This window comes from Sagittula sp. SSi028, from assembly GCF_048553715.1.
Taxonomy (GTDB): Bacteria; Pseudomonadota; Alphaproteobacteria; order Rhodobacterales; family Rhodobacteraceae; genus Sagittula.
This window is the reverse complement of sequence record NZ_JBLZNC010000006.1, coordinates 89,870-115,013: the sequence shown is the minus strand read 5'-3', so window position 1 is coordinate 115,013 and position 25,144 is coordinate 89,870. Positions and strand designations below refer to the sequence as shown.

The following is a 25,144-nucleotide window of genomic DNA, read 5'->3' as shown; positions in this document are numbered from 1 at the left end:
AGAACCTGGCTCAAATCGAGGCTCCTTCAGCCAATGCACCACGCAGACGGGCAAGCTCCAGCTCGGCACGGGCGGCTTTGTATTTCAGTTGTATTTCGGTTTCCATCGCCGCGGCATAGGTCTCGTAGGTGCCGACCACATCCATGACCTGCCGTTGACCGCCCTCGAACTGGCGCTGGAACAGATCAAGGTTCTGCTTGGCAGCCGTGGTCAGGCCAGCAGCCTCGGCGGCTTGGCGGCGATAGGCCGTCAGGCGCGATTGCTGGCTGGCGATCTGGCGCGCGGCCACTTCGCGGGCTTGCACGACACGGCGGTCGGCGGTTTCCTTGGTGGCTTCGATGGCCTCGAATTCCGCCATGGTGCCAAGCCCGAACAGGCTGTCGGTCGTGACCTCAAGGCCACCGCCAAGCCGTCCACTGCGGTCCAAGCTGCCGGTGGCGGCCAGACCGGGCAGGTGGCTGGCACGGGCGATCCGCGCCTCGGCCAAGGCCTGCTCGCGCTCTGCCCGTGCGCGCAAGACGCCCAGCGCCTCGCCGGCATCCGCATCGCGCATCTCGCCCAAGCCGCGAAGCTCGGACAGCGGGCGAACCGCCATCGCGTTCAGCTCTGCAATGGCCGTGGCTGTGGCTTCTTGTGCCTCGCCCGACCGAGCCCGGATCGACGCCAGCTTTTGCTGCAGGATATTGAGGTCGGACATATCCGACACCCCACCCTGCACGCGCTGCTGCATGACCCATTCGAAATCGGCCATATCTTCGTAAGCCGCGTTGAGGTGACGCGACAGGTCACGGTTTTCTTCGGCGGTGACATAAAGCGACAGCGCATCATAGACGCGCGTGTTGCCGTCATCGACCAGCCCGACCGCCGCGCGTTCGACATTTGCCTTGGCCAGATCGCGTTCCGCAACCTTGCGTCCGTTGTCGAAAATCACCTGCTCGATCACCAGCTGGGCGACGAAATCCCCGAGTGATGTCAAAGAGATGTTGGGGCCAATGCGCGGCATCCAGTTTTTCTGCGCAGCCTCCGCCCGCAATTGCGCGACCCGCAACTCGGCCTGTGCAACCCGCGCGTCCGAGGCGATCACCGCATTGGCGACCTGTGCATAAGGCGTGCCGGATATGATCACGGTGGGGCGCGTTTGAAGCGCCTGAATGATCTCCGACGCGTCGGTGGGCGCCACCACAGAAGTCTGCGTTGCCGCCACCCCTGTCGGAGCCGAGGAATCGCTTCCCCGAAACCGGGAAACCTGCTCTCCCAAATCGGTCATACATCCGGACAAGAGCGCCACTGCGGCGGTCATGCCCAGGCTTCGCCTGCTCAAGCTCATAGTCGTGCCCCGTTGTTGGCCCGAAAAATCGTTAATTACGGGAATCGGGGCCCGGTTTGTCCGGGCCTCCGATTGTCTTTGGTCTTAGATCACTGTCGAGACGTTGGTGATGTCGTCTTCGATCAACACGGTCGTGTCGCCCACGGTGAAGACGTTGTAATTCACGCCGTCTTCGGAATGGGTGCCTGTCGCCACGCCGCCCTGCAATGTGACGCTGTCGTCAGAGCCACCGCGGATCGCCACCGTGTCAGAGGTCGAGGACAGTTCCGCGATCTGCTGTTCGGTCAGCGTCAGGTTGGCATCCTCTGCGAAATGCAGGTCGATGGTGTCGATGTTATAGACCCGCAGCGCCGAGGCGATGTCATTCGACATCTGCACATCGCTGGTCGCAGGATCATCCGTCACCAGATACGCGCCCGAGGTGTTGCCCGCCGTGTCGGTCGACGCCAGCACAAGGTGCGTGCCATCGGGAACCGGCGCATCAAGGAACAGGTAAGCATTGTCGCCTGCGGTGACGTTGTTATGGCCGACTTCGGAAATCACCGGTGTGCCGCCGGCATTCTCGACCTCGCCCAAGAACAATGTGTCCTCAGTGGCTTCGGTCCAGACCTGCGCGATACCACCGCCCGTCCGGCCATAGCCGGTCCAGCTCAGGGTGTCCGGGGCATCGGTGTCGATGTCGACGGACCGCGTGATTGTATCGGTGTTGCCTGCGGCATCAGTGGCCGAGATGTAGATCGGATAGTCGTTGATCGTACCTGTCGGGATGCTGGACGACGGGATGTCCACGCTCCAGCCGCCAAACTCATCGACAACCGCCGTATGGACCACGTTGTTCAGGGTCACCTCGACGATCGATCCAGGCTCGACATCGCCGGTCAGGGTGATGCCTGCCGCAGCCTCGGCGGCGTTGATCACACCGTCTGTTGCGGGGTTGGCGTCCATCTCCAGTTCGTTGACGTGGGTGTCTACGGCGAAGTCCACAGTTGTGCTGGCCACGTTGCCCGCCGCGTCAACGGTGTCCACCGTCGCAGAGGTTGCGTATTCGCCATCGGCGATTGCAGAGGCCGGGAAATTCACCGACCACGCGCCGTTGGCACCGATGTTGACGGTCTGGGAGGCGTTCCCAAATGTGACAGTCACGGTGCCGCCCGGCTCGGATGTGCCTGTGAGCGTGAACCCGTTGGATGCCTCATCCGCGTTGATCACGTTGTCGCCTTCAACCTTATCGGTGGAGGTGGCAAAGTTCAGCACTTCGGTGTCGATCTGAACGCTGTCGGTGCGCGTCAGCGTGTTGCCCGCGCTGTCCGTGATAGTCGCGGTGATCTGCGCCTCGTAGGTGCCGGGCGTGATCTCGGACGCGGCGAAAGGAGCGACCCAAGTACCGGTGGCATCGGTCAGAACCGTATGCGTCACACCGTGCATGGTGACGTCCACCCACTGACCGGGATCCGATGTGCCTGTCAGGATCACACCATCCGATGCCTCGACAAAGTTCACCACATCATCGTCCTCGACCGGCGTCGGCGAGATCGTCAGCGTGCCTGCGTCCGTGTCGATGATAACGTTCTGGTCGATGCTTTCGACGTTGCCTGCCAGATCGGTCGACACTGCCGTCAGCACTGTCGTTGTCTCACCCGAAGGCAGTTGGCTGGCGGAAAACTGCGCGGTCCACGACCCGTCTGCGGCCACCGCTGCGGGAACCGAATGACCATTCAGGGTCAGCATCACCGCACCGCCGGGTTCGGTGGTACCGGTCACGGTCAACCCGCTGGTGGCCTCGTCCGCGTTGATGACCCCATCGTCGCCACCGGGGGTGGATGTGATGGCAAAGTCACGCACCAACGTGTCCACCGCGATCGTGCTGGATGCGGTTTCCTCGTTTCCTGCGGCGTCGATTGCGTGCGCGGTGATTGTCACCGACTGCTCGCCCGTCGGAACATCAGCAGAGGCAAAGGTCACCGTCCAGCTTCCGTTTGCTGCAACAGTGGCGGGGTTCGTGACCGTGCCCAGAGTGACATTCACCACAGCACCCGGTTCAGCGGTGCCGTTCAGGACGACGCCGCTGTCGTGTTCAACCTCGTTGACGATGTTATCCGGCCCTGCATTGTTCGTCAGGATGGCCACATCGGTGACTGTGTCGATGGCAATGGTGCCCGGCTCGGAGGCAGAGTTACCCGCCGCATCGGTCGTGGTGGCCACAACCGGCAGCGAGGTCTCGCCCTCGGGGATGATGCTTGTGGGCAGTGTCACGGACCATTCGGTACCGGTGACAGTCGCGGGATAGTCTGTGCCAGCCACGGTCAGAACCACGGTCGAACCTGCCTCGGTGGTGCCGGTCACGGTCACGCCGTCGCTGCGCTCATTCGCGTTGACGGTGCCATCGGTGCCCACCGACGCGGTGTCCATGGTCAGGCCGGTGATTGTATCGACCGCAATCGACATGGATGCAGTTGCCACGTTGCCTGCCAGATCGGTCGAAACCACATCCGCGCCCAGCGTTGTTTCCCCCTCGGGGATCAGCGCCGTGGGAATGTCCACCGACCATGCACCATCAGCGCCTGCCGTCGTTGTCAGCGTGCTGCCGCCCACCGATACGGTGATCGCAGCACCCGGCTCGGCGCCGCCGCTCAGGCTGACGCCATCCGCGCGCTCGGATGCATTGATGATCTGGTTGCCGTCGTCGAACATGCCGATGACCGACGTGCTGGTGTCCACGCGGATCTCGCCAGAGGTTCCCGAGACGTTGCCCGCCCCGTCTGTCGACACCACATCGACGGTGCTGGTGTAGCCAAGCTCGGAGTCGTTGTCGCCCGAGATGGCCAGCATCGACGGCATCACCGCCAGCGACCACGCGCCGTCCGCGCCAACCACAGTTGTCCCCAGCGTATTGCCGCCAGAGCTGATGACAAGCGACGCGCCCGGCTCGCCAGTGCCGACCAGAGTGATCTCGCTGGAGAACTCCGAGGCGTTGACCATACCGTCGGCTGCGACACCGCTGGTGTCGATGGTCACGGTCGCTTCGGTATCCACGTCAAACGTGTGGCTCAGCGTGCTGGCGTTGCCCGCCGCATCTGTGGACACGATCATGGCCGTTGTCTGATAGACCCCTTCGGGCAGATCCGCCGCGCCAAAGGTCACCGACCACAGACCGTCCGCGTCTGCGGTGGCCGTTTGCGTCACACCTTCGATGGTCACCTCGACCGTCGAGCCTGCCTGCGTGGTGCCCGACAGGGTCACACCGGCGGCATGTTCACCGGCAGAAATCAGATCGTCGCCCGTCAGCGGCCCGTTATCAAGGGTGACCATATTAACGGTGTCCACCTGCACGCTGTCGGTGACAACCGTGCTGTTGCCAAAGGCATCGGTCGCCTCCAGCGTGATATCGGTGGTGTATTCACCTTCGGCAAATACGGTTTCGTCAAAGGTGAAGGACCAAGTGCCATCCTCGGCAATGGTCGTCGTCTCGGAGTATTCGCCAACCGTCACGGTCAGGGTGGCATCCGCCTCGCCCGTGCCGTTCACGGTGACACCGTTCTGATGCTCTTCTGCGTTGACGACCTCGCCCACGGTAACAGTGCCTTCGGTCACGTCGATCGCCGGAGGCGTCGTGTCGATCACAAAGGATGGTCCGTCCAGTTCGGTCACCGTCCCGTTGGGATCGGTAACAACCACGGTGACGTCCTCATAAACGCCGTCTTCGGGGAAGTTCTCGTCGTCAAAGACGACTTCCCATTCGCTGTTCTCGTCGGCTTCGCCGGTCAGGGTGGTATCCCCCACGGTCACGGCGACTGTGGACCCGGGGTTGGCTGTGCCGGTTACGGTCACAACTGCCGCATCCGCCCCGCCAATATCCGTGGTGGTGTCTGCGGCGTTCACAGTCGGCGCGATCCAGTCCGGGGTCGTGTCTGTGGGCGTGTCCACGACAGGGGTGTCCGCGACAGTATCGTCACCATCGGATCCGTCGCTACCGTTGCCGGAGCCGCCAATCAGCAGCGGCAGACCAAGAAGCGCCCCCGCGCCCCCTGCGGCCACACCGGCGCCTGCACCACCAAGACCCAGCAGCGGCAAAGCCGCCGCCATGCTGGCCTCTTCGCCGTCTCCGGTGAAATCACCTGCGACGCGGGGCATGACCTCTGGATCATCGACAAAGATAAGCTGCTCAGAGGGGCTCCATTTGCCCCAGCTTTCGGTCGGCCCGTATTGCGCAAAGAGAGCACCGCCCTCGGCCTCGACAAAGCTGACTTCGTTGAGGTTGCCATTCGCGCTAAGGAACAGGCGGCTGTTGGTCGCCCCCGCCCCTGCCGGGCTGAAATAATTCTCGAGCACGATGACCCGGCCATCCGCCAGGGTAATCAGCAGATCGTCTGCTGCGCGGTCATATCCACGCAGGTCCGACTGGCTCAGATTAAGGGAAATGTCGTTGCCGTAGCCCGCTTGCAGAAGAAAACCCTGCTCATCGCCACCTACAGAACCACGCTCTACTGTACCCGCACTCGTACGGATCACGAAATCAATCGCGTTCATCATAACACCGCTCTAACCTCTGTGTCCGCCTTGGTTTTTTTATCGGCGAACTTTGCTCTATTCTCGGCTTAGCCCATTTCCGCCACATTCGCTAGAAAAAATTGTTGAGACATCAAATTGACGGGGTTTTCACCCACGTAAACACAATATCCGCACCGAAATGTGGCATAAATGTGGCGGTCAAATCGCTTTGACCGCCTGTTTTACTGGTTAATCGATCAGGGAAACCGCCTGACCCGTGCGCGCGGATTGCTGCGCTGCGAGCCCCATTTGCACCGCAATTTGCCCGTCCAAAAGGGAGACTTCCGGTGCCACTTTCCCCCTCGCCGATGCCAGAAACCGCTCGTGCTGGTAGAATGTCGCGCCGTTGTGGTCGCCCGCTTCCAGCAGATTTGGGTCTACGGGGATGTCCAAAACCCGCGGGCCGCGCGGCGCGCGGGGGCTGACAATAACCTTCGGCACCGGCGGCGCGCCCAGATCGGAGGGCCAGAACCGCCCCGGACCGGGGACCAGCGCTTCGATCTTGCCATCAGGGCCAACAGCGGAAAGTTCCTCTTGGTATTCCGACCCTTCGGCGAACATGCACAGTTCCAGCATGGCCTTTGAGCCGTTGTCGAAATCTACGATGACATAACCGCTGTCCCAGATGTCCGAGGCTTCGCCATCATAGACCTCGTCGCGGTGGTTCACCGCCTGACCTGCGCTGGCCATGACGCGCACCGGCTCTGCCTGCAGGACGCTGCGCATCAGATCGAAAAAGTGACAGCATTTCTCGACCAGCGTGCCGCCGGTGTTGCGGTTGAACCGGTTCCAGTTTCCGACTTTCGGTAGAAAAGGGAAACGGTGCTCACGAATGGTCAGCATCTTGATCCCGCCCGTGGCGGCATGGGCCTCTTGCAGGAACTTCGCGATCGGCGGCATGTAACGGTATTCCATCGCCACCCAGATCGGCGCGGGATAGGACTCCCCCAATGCCTTAACCTCGGCCACATCTGCCGGATCGGTGAACAGCGGCTTTTCCATCAACAAGGGCAAGGGGCGTGTCGCCGCGATTTCGCGCAGTTGCGGCACGTGCAGGTGGTTCGGGCTGGCCACCAGCAACGCATCCACATCTTGGCGCGCCAGCAGGGACGCAACATCCGGGCAGACCGCCGCGTCCGGCACCAACAGCCGTGCGGCGCGCAGCATCATATCATCGGGTTCAAAGATCGCAGAGACGCGCGCCCCATCGAGCAAGGCAATATTGCGCAGATGCTCCTGCCCCATCATGCCACAGCCAATGACGCCGTAGCGGATTTCGTCGTTTGTTTTTATCATTTCAGTCGGGCCACATAGGTTGCAACATTGGTATCGATCCAGCCGCGGGACACCTCGGGGCGGCCTCCGGCATGGTCATAGCTTATCCGGTGGGCGCATAACGCAGGCGCGCCTGGCGTCAATCCAAAGGTGGGAGGTGCCCAGTCGGGAACCTGTTCCAGCGTCATGCGGTCCTCCGCGCGGTGGATCGTCAGACCCAGCCTGTCGCGGTAATACAGGTATAAGGACTCGGAAAGGTTGTCGCGCGACAGGCGCGGCGCATAGGACGCGTCCAGCCAGATCTCTTCAAGCACCGCTGGCGTCTTGTTCAGATAGCGCAGGCGACGGATGCGATAGGCCTCGGGGTCGGTGCCGAAAGCGGGCAGGTCAGCGGGTTTGGCGAGCCGCGCCAGATCCAGCACCTGCGCAGTGGGCAGGCCACCGCCCTCCAGAAGCTCGACCCGAAAGAAGGCATACACGGCCTCTACATCCGCGCGGGCGCGGATGTAGTTCCCCGACCCCTGCACACGTTCCAGCAGCCCCTTTTCCACAAGCTGCTGCAGCGCCTTGCGCAGCGTGCCCACGGAAATGCCCAGCGCATCCGCGTAATCACGCTCTGGCGGCAACCGTTCACCATCCTGCAAACGCCCCGCATTGATGTCGCGGATCAGCATTTCGCTGATCTGAAGATACAGGGGCAAGGCGTGGCGATCGGTCATTCGGACATCCAAGGATTGATACATTATTGATCTACCCAGAATCCCCTGCTACGCAATAGAAAAGATGACCAGCGGAGACATGTCATGACGGTCGTGCCCATCACCTCCCCCGATCTGGACGCCGCCGAGGTGTCATGGTTCGCAGCCCTATGTTCCGACGATTACGAATTCCTCGGCGTGCCCGAGGGCCGGCTGCGGTCCTCTTGGGAGCATTGCTCCGGTATCGTCAAAGAGGCCGAGGCCCAAGGCTTTCGCAACATTCTGTGCCCCTCCTCCTATCAGGTCGGTCAGGACACGCTGTCCTTCGTGGCGGGCTGCGCGCCTATCACCGAGAAGATCAACATGCTGGCGGCGGTTCGCTGCGGCGAGATGCAGCCCATCATGCTGGCACGCACAATTGCCACGCTCGATCATATGCTGCAGGGCCGCCTGACAGTGAACATCATCTCCTCGGACTTTCCCGGCGAAAAGGCCGACAGCGGCTTTCGCTATCAGCGGTCGCGCGAGGTGGTCGAGATCCTCAAACAGGCGTGGACGCGGGACGAGATCAACCATCACGGCGAGGTCTACCAGTTCTCGGGGCTGACCACCGATCCCGCCAAACCCTACCAGACCGGCGGCCCGCTGTTGTACTTCGGGGGCTATTCGCCCGCCGCGCTGGAACTGTGCGGCCAGCATTGCGACGTCTACCTGATGTGGCCCGAACCCAAGGACCAGATCGCCGAGCGTATGAAAGCGGTCAATGCCGTGGCCGAACGCTATGGCCGGACGCTGGATTACGGGCTGCGCGTGCACATGATCGTGCGCGACACAGAGGCCGAAGCCCGCGAATACGCGGAATACATCACGTCGAAACTTGATGACGAGATGGGCCAGCTGATCCGCAACCGCGCGCTGGATTCCGGCTCGCTCGGCGTGTCGCATCAGGCCCGCGCGCGCGAGCTTGCCGATCAATACGGCTATGTCGAACCGCATCTGTGGACCGGCGTGGGCCGTGCGCGTTCGGGCTGCGGTGCGGCCATCGTCGGATCGACCGATCAGGTTCTGTCCGAACTCGAAGAATATCGCAAAATGGGCATCCGTGCCTTCATCCTGTCGGGCTATCCGCATATGGATGAGTGCAAGCATTTCGGCACCCGCGTGATGCCCCATCTGAACACATGCTCCCTGCCCAAAGTCTACGGCAGGGTACCCTCCGAGACCCCGAAGACGCCGCTTGGCGCAGGAGACCGCCGCTGATGACCCTTGACCGCGTTCAACTGACTGATGACCTATCCCTGTCCCGCCTTGTCTATGGCATGTGGCGGCTGGGCGACGATCAGGACACCTCTGCCGATCATATCCGCGCCAAGATCGAGGCCTGCCTTGAACAGGGCATCACCACGATGGATCAGGCCGACATCTACGGAGATTACATGGCCGAAGAGATCCTTGGCCATGCGCTGACGCCTGACTTGCGCGACCGCATCGAGATCGTGACAAAATGCGATATCGTCGCGCCCGTTGGCCGCTATGCCGACAAACGCGTCAAATATTATGACACCACGCGCGCGCATATCCGCAACTCGGTCGACACATCGCTGAAGCTGATGAACACCGACCGCATCGACCTGTTGCTGATCCACCGCCCCGATCCGCTGATGGATCACAAGGAAACCGGCGCGGCGCTGGACGAGATCGTCAATTCCGGCAAGGTGCGCGCTGTCGGCGTGTCAAACTTCCGCCCCTGGGACTGGGAGCTGTTGCAATCCGCGATGGACACCCCGCTGGCGACCAACCAGATCGAGATTTCGCTGGTCCACAACGACCCGCTGACCAATGGCGATCTGGCGTTTCACCAGCGGCAGGACCATCCGGTGATGGCATGGTCGCCCTTGGGCGGGGGCAGCCTGTTTGCGCAAAGCTCTGGCGCGCTTCGTGAAAAGCTGACCGCCATTGGCGCGGAATATGACACTGACGCCGCTGCCGTGGCGGTGGCTTGGCTGCTGCGCCACCCCGCGACGATCCTGCCGGTTCTGGGCACAAACACCCTGTCGCGCATTGCCAGCATCGGTGACGCGGCCCGCGTCAAATTGGATCGTGAAACATGGTATGAGCTGTACACCCTCGCCCTCGGGCATGAGGTGCCCTAAGTCCGTGACCATGACAGATCATCCGCCGCATATCTTTGACCCCTCAGATGCCGACCCGCGCGCCTTTCGCGATGCGCTGGGTCGATTCGCCACCGGCGTCTGCGTGGTCACCTGCAACACGCCCGACGGCCCGCTGGGCATCACGGCGAACAGCTTTGCCTCTGTTTCGCTGGACCCGCCGCTGGTCCTGTGGTCTCCGGCCAAGAATTCGTATCGCCACCCGCTGTTTTGCGCCGCCGAACGCTTTGCCATCCATGTGATGGGCAGCGAGCAAGAGGCGATCTGCAACGGATTTGCCAAAACCGGCGACGCCTTTGACGATTGCACGCTCAGCTATGACGCCCACGGCACCCCATTGATCGAAGGCTGCCTGTCGCGTTTTGAATGCTCTCTTGAAGCGGCCCATGACGCGGGCGACCACACCATTCTGGTGGGGCACGTCCATCGTGTCAGCGCCCGCCCCAAAGGTGCGCCCGATGCACCCTTGCTGTTCCACGCAGGGTTCTATGGGCGACTGGCTGCGCCCACCTGATGGCGCAGCCCCATTCCGTTAACGGGAAATGATCCCTGGAAATCAGCCGTTCGCGCGATTTCCGGGGATAACTCGCCTCAAGGTCCGGAATCTATGGCTTGCGCCAAACCTCTGATCTGTTCACATTTTAGTTAGTAATTTTCATTTTTTCAGATCAAAGGTCTGCCATGCCCTTGATGCATTTATTTTCTCTTTCCATCAGACGCGCTTTGCGCGCCCTGCCCTTTCTTCTCGCCACCGGCGCTTTTGCCAATGGTGATGAGACAATCACCCCCGCCGACTACGTCCACGCCGATCCCGCGCAGGCACGGCTTGGGCAGCTGTTGTTCTACGACAAGATGCTGTCGGGCAATCGCAACATCAGTTGCGCCACATGCCATCATCACAGCCTGCACGGCACCGACGGGCTAAGCCTCGGCATCGGAGAAGGCGGTTTCGGACTGGGGGAAAACCGCCGGTCCGGCACAGTCGGCGCCACCCAGATCCACGAACGCATCCCGCGCAATGCGCCCGCGCTTTGGAACGTCGGGCATAAGGACCGGCATACGCTGTTTCATGACGGTCGGGTGCAAACCGACCCGTCCCAGCCGTCCGGGTTTCGCACGCCCGCCAAGGACCAGACCCCGATGGGCCTAAGTTCCATTGTGGCGGCGCAGGCGCTGTTCCCGCTGACCTCCGCTGCCGAAATGGCGGGACAGGCAGAGGACAACGACATCGCCGCGGCCTTTGCCCAAAGCTTCACAGCCGGGTGGGAGGTCGTCGCCCAGCGCGTCCGCGACAAGCCCGCCTATGTGGCGGCTTTCAGCGTCGCCTTCGATGACGTCACGCAAGCCGATGACATCGAAATCACGCATATTGCCAATGCGATTGCGGCTTTTGAAACCTCGGAATGGCAGAGCTTTGACAGCCCCTTTGATGCCTATTTGCGCGACGGCACACCGCTCGACCCGTTGGCGGAACGCGGGCGTATGCTGTTTTTCGGGGATGCGGGATGTGCCGCGTGTCATTCCGGCCCGCTGTTCACCGATCAGAATTTCTACGCCGCCGGCGTGCCGCAGTTCGGGCCCGGCCGTAAATTCGATGGCAACGACCTGCCCCGCGATATGGGGCGCATGGAAACCACCCGCGATCCGCTGGACGCGTATAAGTTCCGTACGCCCAGCCTGCGCAACGTGGCCCTGTCAGGGCCATGGGGGCACAACGGGGCCTATTCCAACCTGCGCGATATGATCCGGCATATGTGTGATCCCGTGACCATGCGCGCCAATTGGACGCCGGGCATGGCGCGCCTGCCGGACGTGCCTTGGCTGGCGGATCATGACTTCACAATTGTTGCCCACTACGCGGAACAGGAACGGCAGGCGACCACGCTGGATATCGCGCCGGTGGAAATGGTCGAGGCCGACATCGACGCGCTGGAGGCTTTCTTGCATGCGCTGACGGGCGAAACCGCCTTGCAGCGCCCATTGGGACGCCCCGACCGGGTGCCATCAGGCTTGCCAGTGGATTAATCGATGGCGCGGGCGGGCAGCCCCGTCCGCGCAGCTCCGATCAGGCGCAATCCTTGAACCAGTCGAACACTTCGGCGCGGCGGTTTGAATCATCCTCTAGTGACCGAAGCAGCTGAGCCAGTTCGGGCTCTGCAACACGCTTGGCTGCGGCTGCGGGCGAGAACCAGCGGCGCTTCCGCTCCTTACGCTCTTTCCAATTGCGTTTCAGCTTGTCCACCAGCAAGGGGTAGACGCGCACCAGACAGGGCTGAGCCGAGCCATCTTTCAGGATCTTGTCATAGGTGTACGTGCCCAGCAGGTCCGACCCGATATGACCGACGGCCCCCGCCTCTTCGAGCGCTTCGATCTCGGCGGCGCGCCACGGCTTTTTGCCGTCCATCTCCCACCCTTTGGGCATGACCCACCGTCCCGTGTCACGGGATGTGATCATAAGGACCTGAATGGCCTTTTCGCGATCCCACTTCATGGCGAGCGCAGCAATCTGGTCTCCGACCTTGGGCATCGGATTTCCTCCCACGAGGTGAACACAAACACATGCCGCCAACGGGCGGCGCACTTAGAACAGGGAGGTGTTAATATGCCGAAAAGGGCGCGGAATAAAGGGATCGGAGCCGTCGAAAGCGCCTGAATATGTGTCAACGCAGCCATCGCATTGCCACACAAGGACAATTTTATTGCGCGTACGGTCGCAAATATGCCGAGTAATAACTGAAACTCTCCATCTATTGACCGAAAAGACTGACCAGCAGGAACCCAAACACCCCAAGGTAAATCTGCCTACTAGCCCTTTCGTCCCAAAGCACGCCAACGATGAACCTCCCCAGAACACCCACAAGGAAAAGGTACAAAGTCTAAGGCGACCACCCAAAGCCCGTGGCGGCATCCGCGCTCGCTTGACTCCGACCTTTGCCTCCTAACGATTTATGTCCCAGCAGGCGGAATGTACGTCTGCCCCCATATCGAACAACGAGGCACTGGAGGGGGACATGGGCTTTCACCTGCTGCGCCCGAGACAAGAAAGCTCCGAGGCCACATTGCAGACCCGCGCTTGACTGATGAATATGCGGGACACCGAAAGCAGGGCCTAGGCAGATGGCCGTGACCGGCGCCAAATTCGGTTGCCCGTAAACCTGCAAAACCGGCCAAAATAAAAGGCCGTGTCAGGTGTCTGACACGGCCTTCTGAATTCTGGCGGACCGAGGAGGATTCGAACCCCCGACCCCTTGATTCGTAGTCAAGTACTCTATCCAGCTGAGCTATCGGTCCGTGAGGCGGGGAATACATTTGCCACCGGGGATGCGCAAGCGCCTTTTTTGATTTTTTATGACATATTTCCCATCGGCAGCCGGATTTCAAAGCAAGTGCCTGTATTATCTGTATTTTTTAGGGTCAAATTTCCACCATGCCCGCGGATCAGTTCGGAAACGATGGCCAGACCCAGACCAGAGCCGCCCTTGCGCACGCCACCCTGAAACGGCTGGAACAGATGTTCGCGGGCTTTGGGCGGCAGACCCGGTCCGGTGTCCGCAACCTCGATCAGCCAAGCGTCATCTTCACTGCGGGCGGAGACTGAAATCTCTCCCGGCTGGCCGGTCGCGACGATGGCCTGACGCGCATTGCGCACGAGGTTGGACAAGGACCGGTAAATCTGTTCGGGATCGCCGCGCACCATCAGGCTGGCGGGGATGTCTTCGGACAGGGAGACGTCCGCATCGCCGATGGCCAGACGCTCGGCCTCCATCACCTCGTTGGCCAATTCGGCGAGGTTGAACAATGTCAGCGCGGGTGCAGGTTCCTCGGCGCGACCAAAGGCAAGGGTGTTCTCGCACAGGCTGACCGCCCGCGCGATGGAGTTCACCAGCTTGGGCGCCATCCGCTTGACTGTCGGATCCTCGGACATCTCGATCCGGTCGGTGAATAGCTGCGCCGATGTCAGAATGTTGCGTAGGTCATGAGAGACGCGGGCGACAGCGCCACCAAGCTGGGCGAGCCGCTCTTTCTGGCGCAGCGCCTGTGTCAGTTGCGTCTCCATCGCTTGCAGCGCGGTTTCCGCCTCCAGCAGCTCATGCACGCGGGCGCGCGGGGTGATGATCCGCCGCGCGTCTTCAGGGGCTTCGGCGTATAACATCATATGACTGATCACGCCCTTCATCGGCGTCACGATAAGACGACGCACCGCCAGAAACAGCATCCCTGCCGTGATGATCGAAATCACCGCAGACAGCAGCAGAACCCGCATCCCGTAGTCGAGCATGGCCACGCGCAGATCGGCGGTGTCCATCGTGACCTCGATCAGTTGGCCCGCGTCCAAAGACGGCGCGCCAATCACACGGATAATCGACGGCTCGTTCGACAAAAGCCGCATCATGGCGTCACGGATCAGATCCAGCGCCGTGGCGTCGCGTAGATCGAAGGATTGGTCAATCTCCGCCGGGATCGGTGAGCTCAGGACCAACTGCCGGATCGTGTCACGGCGCAAAACCACGTTGTAGACGCCAGCATTGTCGAGCAGCTCCGCCTCCAGCTCCGCCGACAGCATGTCATCGGCCAGCAAAGCCAAAGAGGCGATCTGCGCCCGTTCAAGACGGGCCAGCAGGTAATCCTCTCTGAACCGCGCCACAGAGGGCACAAAAATCAGAACCTCTGCCAGCATGACGAAAATGACGGTCAAGAACAGGAAACGTCCAGAGAGGGAATTCAGCATCAGCACCTACGGCAGCCAGCGTTGCACCAGCTTTACGATCTTTTTCACGGTTTCGTTTTCAAACAGTCTTGGCGTGAAATAGGCACCTGCGACGCGTTTGTTAATCTCTCCGACGGTCGGATAGGGCGAAACCATCGCAGAAACTGCCGACATTTTCAGCCCGTTGGCAATAACCAACGACCAGAGATTGACCAATTCGCCCGCCTGAGCCCCCACAATCGTGACACCGACCGGCTTGCCCTTGACCACCATGGCCTTGATGAAACCGGTGGTCTGACGCTCCGCGATCAGCCGGTCATTGTGGTGAAAGTCAAACCGCGCGACCTCCATCGACTCACCGTGCTTTTCACGGGCTTCCGCCTCTTTCAGCCCGACCTGCGCCAGTTCGGGCTGGGTGTAGGTCGCGCGCGGGATGTGATCCGTTTTGGCCTTGGCCGGCAATCCCAGCACGGCGGAGCGTACAATAATGCCGGCGTGATAGCCTGCCAGATGGGTGAACTGCATCCCACCGGCCACATCACCGATGGCATAGACACGGCGGTTGCTGGTCTTCAGGTGATCGTCGACCTGAATGCCCGCCTTTGTGGTCTCGATCCCCGCCGCCTCAAGGTTCAGGCGTTCCGTGTTGGTCTTGCGACCAACCGCCACCAACAGGTGAGAGCCGGTGAAGCTGCGGCCATCCTCGACCTCGACCGTGATGCCGGCGGCGACCTTGGTGACTTTGGCATCTTCGACGATCTCGACACCTTCGCTGCGCAGGCGATCCAACACGATGGCTGCGGCTTCGGGATCATCGCGGCCCAGCGCCTTGGCCCCCTCGATCACCGTGACTTTGGAGCCGAGCCGCGCATGGGCCTGTGCCATCTCCATCCCGATGGGGCCGCCGCCGATGACCAACAGATGCTCGGGCCGCTCGCGCAGCTCCCACAGGGATTCGTTGGTCAGATAGGGCACATCCGACAGACCGGGAATCGGCGGCACCAACGGTGAAGACCCGGTGGCCAGAACGATGCGCCGCGCGGTGATGCGATAGTCGCCCGCCTCAACCTCTGTCTCGGAAACGAACCGGCCATATTCGCGGATCACGCGGACGCCGAATCCCTCGAACCTTTCGACGCTGTCCATCGGGGCGATCTGGTCGATGACGCCATGGACATGATCCTTGGCCGCGGCGTAATCAATGTCAGGCTCGACCGAAGCCACGCCATAGGCGGAGGCGCCGCGCATACCCTGCGCCCGACCACCGGAGGCAATCAGCGCCTTGGACGGAACGCAGCCGTAGTTCAGGCAGTCGCCCCCCATTTTGTGTCCTTCCAGAAGGATCACATCCGCGCCCATTTGGGCAGCCCCCGCTGCCACGGACAAACCGCCCGAGCCCGCGCCGATGATCAGGATATCACATTTCAGGTTTTGCATTTCAGATATCCTTCTTGCCGCGCAGGGCTTTGATAACAATGGGCATGGCCGACAGGGCCGCCAGTCCCAGGATAGGGCCGATCACATGCGGCGCCCACAGAAGCGACAGATCGGGCCGCTCGCCTCGGTCAAACACCTCACCCAGACCCACGCCAATCGACGTGAAGACCAACGCGCCAGGCACGATGCCCAAGGCCGTGGTGAACACGAAGTTACGCAGCTTCACCCCGACCAGTGCAGGCAGCAGGTTGGCCACAAAGAACGGCACAACCGGCACCAGACGCAGCATGAACAGGACCGAGATTTCGTTGTCTTTCAGCCCGTCACGCACTCGTTTCCATCGGCCTTCGGCCCCGTCCATCCTGGCCGAAAGCGTTTGACCCAGACCAGCGCGCGCCGCCAGAAAGATCGCCACCGCCCCCAAAGTGGCCGCCAGCACATTATATGCTGTGCCCGCCCAAAGCCCGAACAGAAAGCCGCCGGTCACCGATGCCACCGCCGCACCGGGCAGGGAAAACGCCACGATGGCCACGTAGATTGCCACAAACCCCATCGCCATCAGGATGTAGTTGGAATCGCGCAAGGCCAGCAGCTTTTCGCGGTTGGCGGCGAGCGTGTCGAAACTGATGTAATCGCGTAAGGTGAAGGCCCCGACAATCGCCACGGTCGCAATGGCGATCAGCGGCAAATGGCGGGTCCAGCTCTTAGGCTGTTGCGGGGTACTGTCTGTTTGGGTCATGTCACTCATCGGGTTGGGGCCTGTGGTTGCGCTGTAACTTGCATCAAAGATGGCGCTCATGCGCCCCCTGCAACGGCCGCCTCACGCGGGGTTGAAGGAAACGATCACGCCCGTGATAGATTCGCCCCCATCCGGTCAATTCTGAAACATTCGCTGACGGGTCTACTGTCTGGACTGTAACAAAACCCTAGAACGCCCTTGGCCTCAGCCGGATAATGCTCTGGAATTTCAATCGAATTATCAGGTAACATCGCCTATCCGTCGCACGTCGCTTCGAAATCGGAATGAATTGTCGGATGTTCCAAAACGGATATTTGACAATGTCTTTATGCCCCCCTATAGGACGGGCTTCGAATATTCCTGGCGGCGACACGCGTCGTCAGCCAATGAACCCGGAGCAACCGCGATGAAACGCACTTTTCAACCGTCGAACCTCGTCCGCAAGCGCCGCCACGGTTTCCGTGCGCGCATGGCAACCAAAGCTGGCCGCAAGATCCTGAACGCGCGCCGTGCACGTGGCCGCAAGGTCCTCAGCGCCTGAGCCGGACAGACCAGTTTATGGCTGCGACACAAGCACCCGCCCCGGATCATGCCGCGGCGGGTTCTTCGTCATTTGAGGTGCTCGCAAAGCGGGCGGATTTCCTGCGTGCGGCCAATGCACGGCGGGTGCCCTGCCCTGCGTTCCTGCTGCAGGCCCGACAGCGCAAGGCGGGCGAGGCCGAGGGCATGCGCATCGGGTTCACCTGCTCAAAGAAGGTCGGCAATGCCGTCGCCCGCAACCGAGCCAAACGCCGGCTGCGCGAAATTGCGCGGCTAGTTCTGCCCCAGCACGGCTTGCCGGATCACGACTATGTCCTGATTGGCCGCGCTGAAAAGACAGCCAACCATGATTTCGAGGCGATGCAAGCCGATCTGCGCCGTGCTTTGGCCAAGCTTCACGGACCAAAGCCGTGACCCCGCTGGCATGGGTCGTGTCGCTGCCGGTCCGCGCCTATCGGCTGGTTGCATCCCCTTGGGTGGGTCACGGATGCCGCTTCCACCCCACCTGTTCCGCATACGCGATGGAAGCGCTAGAAACCCATGGCGCGCTGCGGGGCAGTTGGCTCACTGTGCGCCGGATTATCCGCTGCAACCCATGGGGCGGATCGGGCATCGACAACGTGCCTCCAAAAGACAAAACCTGAACGACGATACCGTCTTATAAACAGACCGACCTGACGCTGGAACAAAGGGCCCCACCCATGCTTGATGATGCCGACGAAATTCATCCGCTGTTTTACGGCGCGCCCAAAACCACCGAATTTAAAAAGCTGCGCAAACGTCTGGTCCAGAACGTACGCGAGGCCGTGGAACACTATGGGATGGTCGACGGGGACAAGCCTCAAAAATGGCTGGTCTGCCTCTCGGGCGGCAAGGATTCCTATACCCTGCTGGCGATTCTCTACGAATTGAAATGGCGTGGTCTTCTGCCGGTCGAGCTTCTGGCCTGCAATCTTGATCAGGGGCAGCCGGGATTTCCCGCGACCGTTCTTCCCGAATTCCTTGAAAAAATGCAGGTTCCGCATCGGATCGAATATCAGGACACCTACTCCATCGTCATGGACAAAGTCCCCCAAGGGCGCACTTTCTGTGCGCTCTGCTCTCGCCTGCGCCGTGGCAATCTGTACCGGATCGCGCGCGAGGAAGGGTGCAACGCGGTGATTCTCGGCCACCACCGTGATGATATTCTTGAGACTTTCTTCATGAATCTGTTCCACGGAGGAAGACTGGCGACCATGCCGCCAAAGCTGGTAAATGAAGAAGGGGATCTGCTTTTGATGCGGCCTCTGGCGCATGTGGCCGAGGCCGATTGCGAAAAATTTGCCAAAGAAATGAAATACCCGATCATCCCCTGCGATCTCTGTGGCAGCCAGGACGGCCTGCAACGTCAGCAAGTGAAGCAAATCCTTGATGGGTGGGAGAAAAACAGCCCCGGACGCCGGCAGGTGATGTTCCGCTCCTTGATGAATGTGCGCCCGTCCCACATGCTTGATCCGAAATTGTTCGATTTTGCCGGGCTTTCGGTGCCCCCACCGAACGATTGAAGAACGTCTTCTGAACAAAAACGAACCGCCCGTTAAGAACCAAGTTACCTGCCTGCGCTAGTCTGATCCTGTCAGGCAAAGGAACAGGCATATGAAGGCGGCCATAAACCATATTTCGACCCGTCTCATATCCGGGATCAAACGCGGCCTCTCCGGTCCGCAGGCGCTGGCTTTTCTGCCCGCACTGTCGCTGGCCGGGTTTTGGATTGGCGGCGAGGGGTTGTTGATTGCGACCGCCCTTGCCGTACCCGCGCTTTATGCGCTGGCCAACCGCGCCGCTCCGGACCCGCTTCCGCCTCGGGCTGCTGACACGCCTGAAGCCGTCGACCGGAATGCTGCCAAGGACATGGCGCAGCATGCGTTAAACCGTGCGCAAGCCGCCAATCTTGCGACAGCCTGCATGATCGTCCAGGTCGATGGTCTTGAAGATGTGGATATGCAATCCTCTGGGGATACCGCGGATACATTGCGCGACCTTACCTTGTCCCGCATCCGCAACACGCTGCGAAGGGACGATGTCGCGGTTCGCACCACTGACAGCCGTTACATATTGTTTTTGGGCCCATCGCTAAGACTGGATTTAGAAGCGCTGTTGCAGCTTGCCTCGCGCATTCAGAATGCCGTCGAAGAACCCGCCGCCGTCGACAACCAAATGCGCTATCTCTCGGCCTGCATCGGCTTTTGCGGCAGCCCGCGGCTGGCCGCAGCGGCCACTGGCCAACAGCTTATCGAGGCCGCCCAAGTTGCCCTGAAAGAGGCGATCGCCAACGGGCCATCCGCCATCCGCGCATGGTCAGAGCATATGCGCCTCGCCCACCGAGAGCAAAAGGCACTGACCTCGGAGATAGATCAGGCGCTTGCCGATGGGCAAATCCAGCCTTGGTTCCAGCCCCAGATTTGCACATCGACCGGCCGCATCAGCGGGGTCGAGGCCTTGGCCCGCTGGCTTCATCCCACCCGTGGCATCGTGCCGCCCTCGCAGTTCCTGCGCGTGCTCGAGGAATCGGGTCGTATGGAAAAGCTAAGCGAAGTCGTTTTGCAGCACTCGCTAACGGCATTGCGCAGCTGGGACACCGCAGGCCTTGCAGTGCCACGTGTCAGCGTAAACTTCTCTGACAACGAACTTCGCGCCCCTCGGCTGGTTGAACGTATCAAATGGGAATTGGACCGATTCGGGCTGCCCCCGCACCGGCTGGGCGTAGAAGTTCTTGAAACCGTCATCGCCGGCTCGCCGGAGGGGATCGTCGCGCGCAACATTGTTGAGCTGAGCAAGCTCGGATGCCATATCGATCTGGACGATTTTGGCACCGGCCATGCGTCCATCACGTCGCTGCGCAGGTTCGCAGTCCATCGTATCAAAATTGACCGCAGCTTCGTATCACGCATTGACCGCGATGAGGATCAGCGTCGGATGCTCGCGGCAGTCTTGGGCATGGCTGACCGCCTTGGGTTGGAAACCCTCGCCGAGGGCGTCGAAAGCGTCGGCGAACACGCCCTGCTGGCGCAGTTGGGTTGCCACCACGTCCAAGGCTTCGGTATCGCCCGCCCCATGCCAGCGGATCAGCTCATCGAGTGGGCTCAATCCCACGCGGCCCGTATCGCGGAGGCGGAAAAGCTCACCCGTCGCTCTGGATAGCGCGACTTGCGAACCTAGGGACGGGCGTCTTGATCTCTCTTCGAAACACGCATTCTTGTGGCGTTTTGCCCAGATCCCGCTTGCGGAACGGAAATATGCTTGACCTTTGGGCCTTGGGGCGTTTGAACCCGTCGGGACTTTCAAACGGAAAGGCAGGCCCCCCCGATGGATGAACAGAACAAGAACCTACTACTGGCGACGGTGCTTAGCTTTGCCGTCATGCTCGTCTGGTTCATCTTCTTCCAACCGCCCCCACCGGTGGAGGATCCCAATGATCCCGCCGCGGTGACCGAAACTATCGCTCCTTCCGCCGATGGCGTGGCATCTGCCCCTGCCGCGGCACCGGGAACGACAGACCAAATCGCGCCAGAGACCACCGCATCCGATGCACCTCGGATCGCCGTCGACACGCCGCGCGTCGAAGGTAGCATTTCGCTGTTGGGTGGCCGGATCGATGATCTCCGCCTCAAGGACTACACCGTATCGTTGGACAGTGATGAAATCGTCCAGATGCTCGACCCGGTCGGCAACGACGATGCCTATTACGTTCTTTACGGTTGGGCGCCCGGCAACGGCCTTGCCGGTGATGATGTGCCCGGCGCGAACACGCAGTGGACGCTGGAATCCGGTGAAAACCTCACACCGGACGCCCCGATCACCCTCCGTTGGGACAGCCCCACCGGGCTGGTGTTCCGGCGCGAGATTTCCATCGACGCCGACTATATGTTTGACGTCACGCAAACAGTGGAAAACCCTACTGACGCCAATGTCAGCCTCGCGCCCTATGGCATCGTGGCACGTCACGGCGAACCCGAAGGCAAGCGTTTCTTCGTCTTGCATGAAGGTGCCATGCAGATGTCGGACGGCATTCTGGAACTGACGACTTATGCGGATATGCCGGACCTCGACGTCAACGCAAGCGAAGGCGCGCCCGCCACGGTCGAACGCGCTGAACAAAGCGGCTGGGTCGGGTTCACCGATCACTACTGGATGGCCATGTTGGTGCCCGGCAACGATCAGCCATTCAAATCAGTCATCAAATACGATCCGCGCAGCGACATCTATCAGTCCGAGGCTGTTCTTGCGACCCGCCAGCTCGCCGCCGGTGAAACCGTCGCGGTCTCGACCCGCTTGTTTGCGGGCGCCAAAGAATGGGAAACCATTCGCGAGTATCAGGCCCAGGGCATTGACCGTTTCATCGATTCGATCGACTGGGGCTGGTTCTTCTTCCTGACGAAGCCGATCTTTGCGGTTCTGCACTGGCTGAACCTGATGATCGGCAACATGGGTCTGGCCATTATCGCGCTGACAGTTCTGCTGAAGGCGATCCTTTTCCCGCTGGCCTATAAATCCTACGCCTCCATGGCGAAGATGAAAGAGCTCCAGCCGGAAATGGAGAAGATCAAGGAGCGTGCCGGCGACGACCGCGAAAAGCTCCAGCGGGACATGATGGCCCTGTACAAAGAGAAAAAGGTCAACCCTGCCGCCGGCTGCCTGCCGATCTTGCTGCAGATCCCGATCTTCTTCTCGCTGTACAAGGTGATTTTCGTCACGCTGGAACTGCGTCATGCGGACTTCTTTGGTCCCTTCCGCGACCTCAGCGCGCCGGACCCCACCTCTATCTTCAACCTGTTTGGCCTGCTCCCGTGGGGCGCGCCCGAAGGTGGCAGCATCATGGCGCTGATCTTCATCGGCATTCTGCCTTTGCTGCTCGGGATTTCCATGTGGCTGCAGCAAAAACTGAACCCGGCCCCCGCTGACCCCGCACAGCAAATGATCTTTGCGTGGATGCCTTGGGTGTTCATGTTCATGCTGGGTGGGTTTGCATCGGGACTGGTGGTGTACTGGATCACAAACAACGTGATTACCTTTATCCAGCAGTACACGATCATGCGCCGCCACGGGTATAAGCCGGACATTCTCGGCAACATTCGCGGCAACAAGGCCAAGACCGCGTCGAAATAACAGCCGGATCGTCGCGTCACAGATGACGCGGCGATCCACCGTTAGACGGCACACCACCGGGCGGGGCGCATCTTGCGCCCTGTCGTCATTTTAGCGTAACGCACAAACCGTCGGGATGCGTCCCGCACCGCCCTTCATGCCAGTGCCTGGTTTGCCCAAGGCGATTGGCCACCGACATCGAAACAGGTTGCCCGGTCTGATGGCTTGGGTCACCCTATGGCTACGGGAACGCCCCGGAACGGCCCACACGCACAGCATCGCCAAGGGCGACAAGAGACAGGTACTGGCATGCAGCTAGAATTCCCGATTGCAGAGACCCCCGATGACGCGACCCGCGAGGCCGCGCGCAAACTTTTTGTCGGCGACGAGGTCGATTTCGTCAAAGGCGTGGTGGCCATGGACGGCCTGCCCCCCGATGACCGCCCCGAGGTCTGCTTTGCCGGACGGTCCAATGTGGGCAAATCCAGCCTGATCAACGCGCTCACCGGGCGCAAGGCGTTGGCACGTGCCTCCAACACGCCGGGCCGCACACAGGAAATCAACTACTTCACGCTTGGCGCGGAAAAATACCTCGTAGACCTGCCGGGTTACGGTTACGCCAACGCGCCCCTGCCGGTGGTCGAGAAATGGCAGCGCCTGTTGAAACAATATCTGTCCGGGCGCGCCACCTTGAAACGGGCTTTTGTGCTGGTGGATTTCCGGCACGGCGTCAAAGCCGTTGACGAGGAGATCATGTCCCTGCTCGACCGCTCTGCTGTGCCGTTTCAGGTCGTGCTGACCAAACAGGACAAGGTTAAGAAATGGGATCAGGACAAGGTTCTGACCCAAGTGCGCGCCGCGTTGAACAAACACCCCGCCGCCTATCCCGAACTGGTGGTGACCTCGTCGGAAAAGGGTGACGGCATTCCCACGCTGCGCGCCATTATTGCCAGTCTGACCTGACGCAGGGCCACTGGAACTTTGCCCCGCTTCGCGGCATGTTGGCCGCACCCCGCCCAAGGACGTCGAAATGAGACCGCGCAACATGAACAAAGACTGGAAAGCCACCGCCCGCACCCTGTCCGAGGCCCTGCCCTATCTGCAGCGCTACTCGGGCGCGATCGTTGTGGTTAAATTCGGCGGCAACGCCATGGGCGATGCAGAGGCGATGGCCCAGTTCGCCCGTGACATCGTATTGATGCGACAGGTCGGCGTGAACCCTGTCGTCGTTCACGGCGGCGGCCCGATGATCAACGAAATGCTGGCCAAGCTGAACATCGAATCGCGGTTTGTCCGGGGCAAGCGTGTGACTGACCAAGCCACGGTCGAGGTGGTGGAAATGGTCCTGACAGGGCTGGTCAACAAGCGCATCGTTCAGGCCATCATGGACGAGGGCGGCCGCGCGGTCGGCCTGTCGGGCAAGGATGACGACCTGATGGTTTGTGCCGCAGACGACCCCGAACTGGGTTTTGTCGGCAAACCGATCGAAATGAACGTACAGGTGCTGCGCGATCTGTTCGCGGCAGGCATCATCCCTGTCGTAGCGCCTGTGGCCACGGGCGAGGACCCGTTGGAAACCTTTAACGTGAACGGCGACACCGCGGCTGGCGCCATCGCGGGTGCGCTGCAAGCCGACCGCCTGCTGCTGCTCACCGATGTCGCAGGGGTCAAGGACGACAGCGGCGAAGTCATGACAGAGCTCAGCCCCGCCGACATCCGCCGCCTGACCGATTCGGGTGTGATCGCGGGCGGCATGATCCCGAAGACCGAAACCGCGCTCAAAGCGCTGGAGGAGGGCGTTCGCGCGGTGGTCATCGTCGATGGCCGCGTGCCCAACGCCTGCCTGCTGGAGTTGTTCACAGAACATGGCTCAGGTTCGATGATCCGCAGTGAATCGCTGCCCCCGCTGAAACGCAAGTGACCGATCTGGCCGACACGCTGCGCGCGGTCGGTCTGATACCGCGCGCTGTGGTCAACGGGCCCGCCCCCTGTGAGGTGCTGCCCGATGACACGCGCAGCATCGTTCTGGTCGGGCCGGACGAGCCAGCGTTCTGGGAGATCTTCACCGCCTCCCCCGAATACCGCGACCAATCTGCGGACCCGCTGGACCGCTGGTCGCGCCGCGTCCTGTCCCCCATTGCAGAACAATTCGGCGGCAAGGCGATCCTCCCCTCGGACGGACCGCCTTTCGCGCCCTTCATCCAATGGGCGCTGGCCTCGGGGCGCTGCTGGTCGTCTCCTGTCGGGTTGCTGGTGCATGATGTGACAGGGCTGTTCCTGTCCTTTCGCGGGGCGATTGCGCTGCCGGTGCCGTTGCCCGTGGATGCAGCCCCTGATAGCCCCTGCACCGGCTGCCATGCCCCCTGCCTCACCGCTTGCCCGGTGGACGCATTGGGGCAGGACACCTACGACGTGCCAACCTGCAAAGCCTATCTGCGCACGGACGACGGCAAAACCTGTCACCAGGGCTGTCTGGTGCGTCGCGCCTGTCCCGTATCGGGCGCGGCTGCGGCAGAATTCCACCGCCTACCCGTTCAGTCAGCTTTTCACATGGCGGCCTTCATGAAAGAGTAACCT

At 61.2% G+C, this 25,144-nt stretch carries 23 protein-coding genes and 1 tRNA gene; 14 read left to right on the top strand and 10 right to left on the bottom strand.

Features of this window, described 5'->3' with window-relative positions; translation table 11 throughout:
- Positions 1 to 10 precede the first annotated feature (10 nt).
- The 4 genes from ACN5AZ_RS12830 to ACN5AZ_RS12815 all read right to left on the bottom strand — a co-directional run bounded on the left by ACN5AZ_RS12830 (position 11) and on the right by ACN5AZ_RS12815 (position 7,869).
- Positions 11 to 1,300: a TolC family protein gene (locus ACN5AZ_RS12830; RefSeq protein WP_419429286.1), complete on the bottom strand. Its 1,290-nt coding sequence runs from the start codon at positions 1,298 to 1,300 to the stop codon at positions 11 to 13.
- Between the two features lie 111 nt (positions 1,301 to 1,411).
- Positions 1,412 to 5,857 (bottom strand): Ig-like domain-containing protein, encoded by a 4,446-nt coding sequence (locus tag ACN5AZ_RS12825; RefSeq protein WP_419429285.1) that lies wholly within the window; start codon positions 5,855 to 5,857, stop codon positions 1,412 to 1,414.
- A gap of 207 nt (positions 5,858 to 6,064) precedes the next feature.
- Positions 6,065 to 7,171 (bottom strand): Gfo/Idh/MocA family protein, encoded by a 1,107-nt coding sequence (locus ACN5AZ_RS12820; RefSeq protein WP_419429284.1) that lies wholly within the window; start codon positions 7,169 to 7,171, stop codon positions 6,065 to 6,067.
- Positions 7,168 to 7,869 carry a GntR family transcriptional regulator gene (locus tag ACN5AZ_RS12815; protein ID WP_419429283.1) on the bottom strand — a complete coding sequence of 234 codons (702 nt, stop codon included), beginning with the start codon at positions 7,867 to 7,869 and terminating at the stop codon, positions 7,168 to 7,170. The genes ACN5AZ_RS12820 and ACN5AZ_RS12815 overlap by 4 nt, the downstream gene beginning before the upstream one ends.
- An 84-nt stretch (positions 7,870 to 7,953) precedes the next feature.
- Here ACN5AZ_RS12815 and ACN5AZ_RS12810 point away from each other — a divergent pair, with 84 nt between their 5' ends.
- The 4 genes from ACN5AZ_RS12810 (at position 7,954) to ACN5AZ_RS12795 (ending at position 12,044) form a co-directional block, all read left to right on the top strand.
- The gene (locus ACN5AZ_RS12810) at positions 7,954 to 9,108 is read left to right on the top strand and encodes an LLM class flavin-dependent oxidoreductase (RefSeq protein WP_419429282.1); all 1,155 of its coding nucleotides are present in this window, start codon (positions 7,954 to 7,956) and stop codon (positions 9,106 to 9,108) included.
- Positions 9,108 to 10,001 (top strand): aldo/keto reductase, encoded by an 894-nt coding sequence (locus ACN5AZ_RS12805; protein WP_419429281.1) that lies wholly within the window; start codon positions 9,108 to 9,110, stop codon positions 9,999 to 10,001. The genes ACN5AZ_RS12810 and ACN5AZ_RS12805 overlap by 1 nt, the downstream gene beginning before the upstream one ends.
- Positions 10,002 to 10,011: 10 nt before the next feature.
- Positions 10,012 to 10,533, top strand: coding sequence for a flavin reductase family protein (locus ACN5AZ_RS12800; protein WP_419429280.1), 522 nt, complete (start codon positions 10,012 to 10,014; stop codon positions 10,531 to 10,533).
- A gap of 209 nt (positions 10,534 to 10,742) precedes the next feature.
- Positions 10,743 to 12,044: a cytochrome-c peroxidase gene (locus tag ACN5AZ_RS12795; protein ID WP_419429279.1), complete on the top strand. Its 1,302-nt coding sequence runs from the start codon at positions 10,743 to 10,745 to the stop codon at positions 12,042 to 12,044.
- A 40-nt stretch (positions 12,045 to 12,084) separates the two neighbouring features.
- Here ACN5AZ_RS12795 and ACN5AZ_RS12790 read toward each other — a convergent pair whose 3' ends face one another.
- Both ACN5AZ_RS12790 and ACN5AZ_RS12785 read right to left on the bottom strand, forming a co-directional pair.
- On the bottom strand, positions 12,085 to 12,546 hold the full coding sequence (locus ACN5AZ_RS12790) for an NUDIX hydrolase (protein ID WP_419429278.1): 462 nt from the start codon (positions 12,544 to 12,546) through the stop codon (positions 12,085 to 12,087).
- Between the two features lie 220 nt (positions 12,547 to 12,766).
- Entirely contained in the window at positions 12,767 to 12,847 is an 81-nt protein-coding gene (locus tag ACN5AZ_RS12785) for a hypothetical protein (RefSeq protein WP_419429467.1), read from the bottom strand.
- Between the two features lie 120 nt (positions 12,848 to 12,967).
- Between ACN5AZ_RS12785 and ACN5AZ_RS12780 the strand changes: the two genes are divergently transcribed.
- Positions 12,968 to 13,096, top strand: a complete 129-nt coding sequence (locus tag ACN5AZ_RS12780; RefSeq protein WP_419429277.1) for a hypothetical protein — start codon at positions 12,968 to 12,970, stop codon at positions 13,094 to 13,096.
- Between the two features lie 137 nt (positions 13,097 to 13,233).
- On the opposite strand, the gene ACN5AZ_RS12775 is transcribed toward ACN5AZ_RS12780, so the two are convergent.
- From ACN5AZ_RS12775 to ACN5AZ_RS12760, 4 genes are all read right to left on the bottom strand, one after another.
- Positions 13,234 to 13,310 (bottom strand) — tRNA-Arg (locus ACN5AZ_RS12775).
- 55 nt (positions 13,311 to 13,365) lie between these two features.
- Positions 13,366 to 14,748, bottom strand: coding sequence for a sensor histidine kinase (locus ACN5AZ_RS12770; RefSeq protein WP_419429276.1), 1,383 nt, complete (start codon positions 14,746 to 14,748; stop codon positions 13,366 to 13,368).
- Positions 14,749 to 14,754: 6 nt separating this feature from the next.
- Positions 14,755 to 16,164, bottom strand: a complete 1,410-nt coding sequence (locus tag ACN5AZ_RS12765) for a dihydrolipoyl dehydrogenase family protein (RefSeq protein WP_419429275.1) — start codon at positions 16,162 to 16,164, stop codon at positions 14,755 to 14,757.
- A gap of 1 nt (position 16,165) precedes the next feature.
- Entirely contained in the window at positions 16,166 to 16,912 is a 747-nt protein-coding gene (locus ACN5AZ_RS12760) for a TVP38/TMEM64 family protein (RefSeq protein ID WP_419429274.1), read from the bottom strand.
- Between the two features lie 397 nt (positions 16,913 to 17,309).
- Between ACN5AZ_RS12760 and rpmH the strand changes: the two genes are divergently transcribed.
- The 9 genes from rpmH (at position 17,310) to ACN5AZ_RS12715 (ending at position 25,141) form a co-directional block, all read left to right on the top strand.
- Positions 17,310 to 17,444: a 50S ribosomal protein L34 gene (gene rpmH / locus ACN5AZ_RS12755; RefSeq protein WP_050929300.1), complete on the top strand. Its 135-nt coding sequence runs from the start codon at positions 17,310 to 17,312 to the stop codon at positions 17,442 to 17,444.
- A gap of 17 nt (positions 17,445 to 17,461) precedes the next feature.
- Positions 17,462 to 17,857 carry a ribonuclease P protein component gene (gene rnpA, locus ACN5AZ_RS12750; protein WP_419429273.1) on the top strand — a complete coding sequence of 132 codons (396 nt, stop codon included), beginning with the start codon at positions 17,462 to 17,464 and terminating at the stop codon, positions 17,855 to 17,857.
- Positions 17,854 to 18,087, top strand: a complete 234-nt coding sequence (yidD, locus tag ACN5AZ_RS12745; protein ID WP_419429272.1) for a membrane protein insertion efficiency factor YidD — start codon at positions 17,854 to 17,856, stop codon at positions 18,085 to 18,087. Before rnpA ends, yidD begins: the two co-directional genes overlap by 4 nt.
- 57 nt (positions 18,088 to 18,144) lie before the next feature.
- On the top strand, positions 18,145 to 18,987 hold the full coding sequence (gene ttcA / locus ACN5AZ_RS12740) for a tRNA 2-thiocytidine(32) synthetase TtcA (protein ID WP_419429271.1): 843 nt from the start codon (positions 18,145 to 18,147) through the stop codon (positions 18,985 to 18,987).
- A 91-nt stretch (positions 18,988 to 19,078) separates the two neighbouring features.
- Positions 19,079 to 20,623: a putative bifunctional diguanylate cyclase/phosphodiesterase gene (locus ACN5AZ_RS12735; RefSeq protein WP_419429270.1), complete on the top strand. Its 1,545-nt coding sequence runs from the start codon at positions 19,079 to 19,081 to the stop codon at positions 20,621 to 20,623.
- A gap of 165 nt (positions 20,624 to 20,788) precedes the next feature.
- Complete coding sequence (gene yidC, locus ACN5AZ_RS12730; RefSeq protein ID WP_419429269.1) at positions 20,789 to 22,588, top strand: membrane protein insertase YidC; 1,800 nt, start codon at positions 20,789 to 20,791, stop codon at positions 22,586 to 22,588.
- A 288-nt stretch (positions 22,589 to 22,876) separates the two neighbouring features.
- Positions 22,877 to 23,530 (top strand): ribosome biogenesis GTP-binding protein YihA/YsxC, encoded by a 654-nt coding sequence (yihA, locus tag ACN5AZ_RS12725; RefSeq protein ID WP_419429268.1) that lies wholly within the window; start codon positions 22,877 to 22,879, stop codon positions 23,528 to 23,530.
- Positions 23,531 to 23,597: 67 nt separating this feature from the next.
- Positions 23,598 to 24,488: an acetylglutamate kinase gene (gene argB / locus ACN5AZ_RS12720; protein ID WP_419429267.1), complete on the top strand. Its 891-nt coding sequence runs from the start codon at positions 23,598 to 23,600 to the stop codon at positions 24,486 to 24,488.
- Complete coding sequence (locus tag ACN5AZ_RS12715; RefSeq protein WP_419429266.1) at positions 24,485 to 25,141, top strand: ferredoxin; 657 nt, start codon at positions 24,485 to 24,487, stop codon at positions 25,139 to 25,141. Before argB ends, ACN5AZ_RS12715 begins: the two co-directional genes overlap by 4 nt.
- Positions 25,142 to 25,144 lie beyond the last annotated feature (3 nt).

Excerpts from the sequence above, each read along its gene's own strand:
- ACN5AZ_RS12830 (WP_419429286.1), bottom strand. The coding sequence starts at position 1,300 with ATGACCGCCGCAGTGGCGCTCTTGTCCGGATGTATGACCGATTTGGGA.
- ACN5AZ_RS12825 (WP_419429285.1), bottom strand. The coding sequence starts at position 5,857 with ATGATGAACGCGATTGATTTCGTGATCCGTACGAGTGCGGGTACAGTA.
- ACN5AZ_RS12820 (WP_419429284.1), bottom strand. The coding sequence starts at position 7,171 with ATGATAAAAACAAACGACGAAATCCGCTACGGCGTCATTGGCTGTGGC.
- ACN5AZ_RS12815 (WP_419429283.1), bottom strand. The coding sequence starts at position 7,869 with ATGACCGATCGCCACGCCTTGCCCCTGTATCTTCAGATCAGCGAAATG.
- ACN5AZ_RS12810 (WP_419429282.1), top strand. The coding sequence starts at position 7,954 with ATGACGGTCGTGCCCATCACCTCCCCCGATCTGGACGCCGCCGAGGTG.
- ACN5AZ_RS12805 (WP_419429281.1), top strand. The coding sequence starts at position 9,108 with ATGACCCTTGACCGCGTTCAACTGACTGATGACCTATCCCTGTCCCGC.
- ACN5AZ_RS12800 (WP_419429280.1), top strand. The coding sequence starts at position 10,012 with ATGACAGATCATCCGCCGCATATCTTTGACCCCTCAGATGCCGACCCG.
- ACN5AZ_RS12790 (WP_419429278.1), bottom strand. The coding sequence starts at position 12,546 with ATGCCCAAGGTCGGAGACCAGATTGCTGCGCTCGCCATGAAGTGGGAT.
- ACN5AZ_RS12780 (WP_419429277.1), top strand. The coding sequence starts at position 12,968 with ATGTCCCAGCAGGCGGAATGTACGTCTGCCCCCATATCGAACAACGAG.
- ACN5AZ_RS12770 (WP_419429276.1), bottom strand. The coding sequence starts at position 14,748 with ATGCTGAATTCCCTCTCTGGACGTTTCCTGTTCTTGACCGTCATTTTC.
- ACN5AZ_RS12765 (WP_419429275.1), bottom strand. The coding sequence starts at position 16,164 with ATGCAAAACCTGAAATGTGATATCCTGATCATCGGCGCGGGCTCGGGC.
- ACN5AZ_RS12760 (WP_419429274.1), bottom strand. The coding sequence starts at position 16,912 with ATGAGTGACATGACCCAAACAGACAGTACCCCGCAACAGCCTAAGAGC.
- rpmH (WP_050929300.1), top strand. The coding sequence starts at position 17,310 with ATGAAACGCACTTTTCAACCGTCGAACCTCGTCCGCAAGCGCCGCCAC.
- rnpA (WP_419429273.1), top strand. The coding sequence starts at position 17,462 with ATGGCTGCGACACAAGCACCCGCCCCGGATCATGCCGCGGCGGGTTCT.
- ttcA (WP_419429271.1), top strand. The coding sequence starts at position 18,145 with ATGCTTGATGATGCCGACGAAATTCATCCGCTGTTTTACGGCGCGCCC.
- ACN5AZ_RS12735 (WP_419429270.1), top strand. The coding sequence starts at position 19,079 with ATGAAGGCGGCCATAAACCATATTTCGACCCGTCTCATATCCGGGATC.
- yidC (WP_419429269.1), top strand. The coding sequence starts at position 20,789 with ATGGATGAACAGAACAAGAACCTACTACTGGCGACGGTGCTTAGCTTT.
- yihA (WP_419429268.1), top strand. The coding sequence starts at position 22,877 with ATGCAGCTAGAATTCCCGATTGCAGAGACCCCCGATGACGCGACCCGC.
- argB (WP_419429267.1), top strand. The coding sequence starts at position 23,598 with ATGAGACCGCGCAACATGAACAAAGACTGGAAAGCCACCGCCCGCACC.